At 58.4% G+C, this 4,318-nt stretch carries 3 protein-coding genes; all 3 read right to left on the bottom strand.

The features are described 5' to 3' along the window. Window positions 1-415: 415 nt before the first annotated feature. Window positions 416-1,087 carry a PAAR domain-containing protein gene (locus KHU33_RS25610; RefSeq protein WP_211468288.1) on the bottom strand — a complete coding sequence of 224 codons (672 nt, stop codon included), beginning with the start codon at window positions 1,085-1,087 and terminating at the stop codon, window positions 416-418. A 307-nt stretch (window positions 1,088-1,394) separates the two neighbouring features. Continuing rightward, window positions 1,395-3,734, bottom strand: coding sequence for a xanthine dehydrogenase family protein molybdopterin-binding subunit (locus tag KHU33_RS25600; protein WP_211468286.1), 2,340 nt, complete (start codon window positions 3,732-3,734; stop codon window positions 1,395-1,397). Beyond that, window positions 3,731-4,207: a (2Fe-2S)-binding protein gene (locus tag KHU33_RS25595; protein ID WP_211468284.1), complete on the bottom strand. Its 477-nt coding sequence runs from the start codon at window positions 4,205-4,207 to the stop codon at window positions 3,731-3,733. The genes KHU33_RS25600 and KHU33_RS25595 overlap by 4 nt, the downstream gene beginning before the upstream one ends. Window positions 4,208-4,318 lie beyond the last annotated feature (111 nt).

Raw genomic sequence — 4,318 nt, 5'->3', positions numbered from 1 at the left:
GGATTTCCAGTTTTGGCATCAACAATTTCATACACAATTTCATGCTCTTCTATCTCATGCCCAGCATATGCTCGCCAAGGAATAGCCCCAGAAATTCCAGCAAGCTCATGCTCCTCGAAGCCCATGCGGACATTCTCAAACGAAGCCTTGAGCCGTGGCGGTATTGTGCATTTGCAAATGCACAAATCCCCGTCTAAATTCGCCTGTCGGCCTTCTGGGTCGGTGTCTGGGCGATAGGGTGGAACGCACTTGGTCACCCCCCAGCTTTGGCAAGTATTGCAAAACACAGGATCGCCCTCGTAGCAAGCCAGCTTTCCATGATAGGTCGATGGAAATCGCTGCGGTCTGGGTTGCACCCTGCCCCCTCCTGGTGTGAGGCTGTCGCCCTCACAAATATACGGACGCCAATACATAGTTATTCCTTCTTCGCTGGTGTTTCAAATCCAATTTCTAGCAAACCAGGGATGGCTTCATCGTCCGCGTACTGGATGATTTTTGCAGCGTTCTGACTACTAGATTCAATCACGTCGCCATTCTCGACGTGGCTGCCCACAATAGCCAACGGCTTGCCTTCATACACAGAGGCATAGCCTGCACCAGAAACAATAGGGCTTTCGCGTCCATCAGGGTACCGAACCAAGTCACCCATAAGGGCAACTTTCATTCCGCCTACTCTCATCTCGGCCGATGATGTGGCCACTTCACCGCCACGAGCGGTTTTTGAACCCACAGTGGCCAGTGCATAAACCGCCTTAATAGGCCCGGTATCCATCAATGCCCTAGACATTTCGATAATTTGAAGAGCGTTTTCCGTGGTGCGCTTGTCGGCTGGGAAATCTTTGGAGTGAAACTCCAGTACCGTAGCAATTTTGAGCAGGTTGTCCATGGAAAACCGCGCCAGTCGGCCACTCAGAATGTCGCTGATTCGAGGTTGCGACTGAGCGCACAAGCCTCCAGCATGGGCTTGCGTCCAGCCATTGGCCTCGACAATGCTCTTGATGCGCTTGGCCAAGTATTCCCGCGCACGGGTACTGACCGCATCGCCCAACTCGGTGGCAGGGCTATTGGGATTGGTTGTGTTTATCATAATTATACACTATGCCGTATAGTGCATAAAACTTCAATCGTATATATTCTCTCTGTCGAAAAACAACTGTTACGACTTGCCCAACTGGCGTCTCACGCTGAATGCGAGCAACCTGTTTAACCGCCGTTTTGTCAGTGGCTGCCAATCGGAGAACACCTGCTTCTATGGCAACCAGCGCAGCTTGATTGCAAGCGCAAAGTACAACTGGTAAACAATAACGGCCATGCACGATAGCTCGCATGGCCGTTATGTGGTGTAGTGCTAGCGCAGTGCTCCGTTACTTGGTTCCTATATTCAGCTCCTATCCTCAGCTCTTTTTCAACTGATCCCGGATCGGCAGGTTGCGGATACGCTTGCCGGTGGCGGCGAAAATCGCGTTGCACAAGGCTGGCGCGATCGGTGGCGTGCCAGGTTCGCCGACGCCGCCCAGAGGCATGTCGTACTTGTGCGGCACGATGTGAACTCGCAGGTCACGCGGGGCGCTGAAGGCGCGCAGCACTTCGTATTCGTGGAAATTGCCTTGCTCCGCGCTGCCGTTCTTGAACGTGATTTCACCGCTCAGCGCCAAGCTCAGGCCCATGATGCAGGCGCCCTCGACTTGCGAGCGAATCCGGTCCGGCGTGATCTGCGGACCGCAATCGATCGCCATGTCGACCCGCGGAATGCTGATCGTACCGTCGTCGCCGACCGCCACCTCGATCACCGCCGCCACATAAGTCATGAAACTGTAGGCGACTGCCAAGCCTAAACCGTGACCCTTGGCAACCTTGCGGCCCCAGCCGGCTTCCTTGGTCGCCAGTTCCACCACTTGCCGCATGCGGCCGGTATCGAGCGGATACAAGAGCGGCGATTCGCCATAGTTGGTGCTGTCCGACATTTCCTGCGGATTGATCTGGCGCGCCGGGCCGATCAGTTCCAGCAGGAATTCCTTGTGATCGCGCTTGGCCGCGGCCGCCAGTTCGGCGACAAACGATTGCACCGCAAACGCGTGCGGGATGTTGTAGACCGAACGGAACCAGCCGATCCGGGTGTGCGCTTCGACTTCCGGCGCTTCGATGCGGATGTTGGGAATCACGAACGGGATATTGATGGCGCCCATGCCGAGTTCGCCCGGCTGTTCGCCCTTGGCGCCGGCAACAAAGGTCGAAGCGATGGTCGGCGCTGCGGAGCGGTGCAGCCAGGCCAGCGGCTTTCCCTTGGCGTCCAGCGTGGCTTCCATGTGCTCCAGCGAGACGGTATGGAAGTAGTCGTGGCGCAGATCGTCTTCACGGGTCCAGGTTACTTTCACCGGCGTACCGTCCATCGCTTGCGACAGCAACGCTGCCTCGGCGGCGAAATCAGGCTTGGATTTGCGGCCGAAACCGCCGCCCAGCAAGGTTACGTTGACCTTGACGTCGTCGGCCTTCCAGCCGAGGCGGCCGGCAACGGTATCGCGCGCGGCTTGCGGATCCTGCACGCAAGCCCAGACTTCGCATTTGCCGTTAGCGATGCGGGCGGTGGCGGCTGGCGGCTCCATCGTCGCGTGCGCCAGATGCGGAATGTAGTATTCCGCTTCAATGCGTTTGCCGGCTTGAGCTAATACGGCCATGGTGTCGCCGTTATTGCGCACCGCTTTGGCTGGCTTGCGGGCGGCTTCTTGCAAGGTGGTCTTGAACGCAGTCGAATCGTAGCTGGCGTGCGGGCCGTTATCCCAAGTGATTTTCAATGCTTCACGGCCCTTGATTGCAGCCCAGGTATTGCGCGCAATCACGGCAACGCCGCCGAGCGGATTGAACTTGGCCGGAGGCGGACTGCCCTTGAGTTCTATTACCTTCACCACACCCGGGATTTTCAAGGCTTCAGCAGAATCGAAGCTGGCCACTTTGCCGCCATATACCGGCGGCCGTGCGACCACCGCATACAGCATGCCCTCCAGCCGGGTATCGATACCGTACTGGGTGTTGCCGGTGACGATATTGCGGAAATCGACGCTGTTGAAGGTGTCCTTGCCTATGTAGCGGAATTGCGAGGGATCCTTCAGTTGCACCTGCGCGGCCGGCGGCACCTGCAATTTGGCGGCATCCAGCGCCAGCTCGCCGTAGCCTAATTTACGGCCGCTCTTGGCATGCAGCACCTCATGGTTTTTGGTAGTGATTTCGGCTGCCGGCACGTTCCAGCGTGTGGCGGCGGCGGAAATCAGCATCAGGCGGGCGGTGGCGCCAACCTGGCGCATAGGGATAAAGAAATGGCGCATGCTGCGCGAGCCGTCGGTATTCTGGTTGCCGTAGCGGCTCTCGTCGGCGTTGGCTTGCACGATGCGGACCCGGCCCCAATCGGCGTCGAGTTCATCGGCCACCACCAGCGGCAGACTGGTGCGGATGCCTTGGCCCATTTCGGAGCGATGGGCAACGATGGTGACGATGCCGTCGGCGCCGATCGAAACAAAAATCAAGGGATCGTTGACGGTGCCGCCGGCCATGCCGGCGCCGCCGTATTTTTTTGCCGGAGCAGGATCGGCTGCCATCACCAGTCCGTTCACGCCTACCGTCAGGGCCAGCCCGGCAAACGCGCCGACACCTTTGAGCCAGCTGCGGCGGCTTACGGATGCAACAGCGGCGCGGCGGTTGCTGTTAGCGCTATCTTTGTCGAAGTCGAAGGCGGCGCTCATTTGGCGGCTCCTTTGGTGACTCCCTTTGCGGCGACTTGCTTGATCGCCGCGCGGATCCGGGTGTAGGTGCCGCAGCGGCAGATATTGCCGCTCATGGCGTCGTCGATTTCCTTGTCGGTCGGCCTGGCGGTGGTTTTCAGCAGGGCGGTGGCCGACATGATCTGGCCGGCCTGGCAGTAGCCGCATTGCGGCACACCCAGCGCTATCCATGCCTCTTGCACGGCGTGGCCGATGTTGTCTTCGGCAATCGCTTCGATGGTGGTGACTTTCTTGCCGGCGGCGGCGCTGATCGGGGTGATGCAGGAGCGGATCGGCGCACCGTCGAGGTGTACGGTGCAGGCGCCGCACAAGGCCATGCCGCAGCCGAATTTGGTGCCGGTCAGGCCGACATGATCGCGCAGGGTCCACAGCAGCGGAGTGTCTTCCGGTAAATCGATTTCATGCTGTTTGCCGTTGATGTTCAGGCTTGTCATGGTGGGTTCTACCTTTCCAACTTGGGGGTTGATAACCTATTGATGGATAAATATAAATCCGGAGCGGTATAGCCGGATCGGCAATCTTCTGACGGGATGCGTCGCGTTTTG

The organism is Collimonas silvisoli, assembly GCF_018305005.1.
Classification (GTDB): Bacteria; Pseudomonadota; Gammaproteobacteria; order Burkholderiales; family Burkholderiaceae_D; genus Collimonas; species Collimonas silvisoli.
Note: the sequence above shows the minus strand (reverse complement) of the source record. Positions and strands in the feature narration are given on the sequence as shown.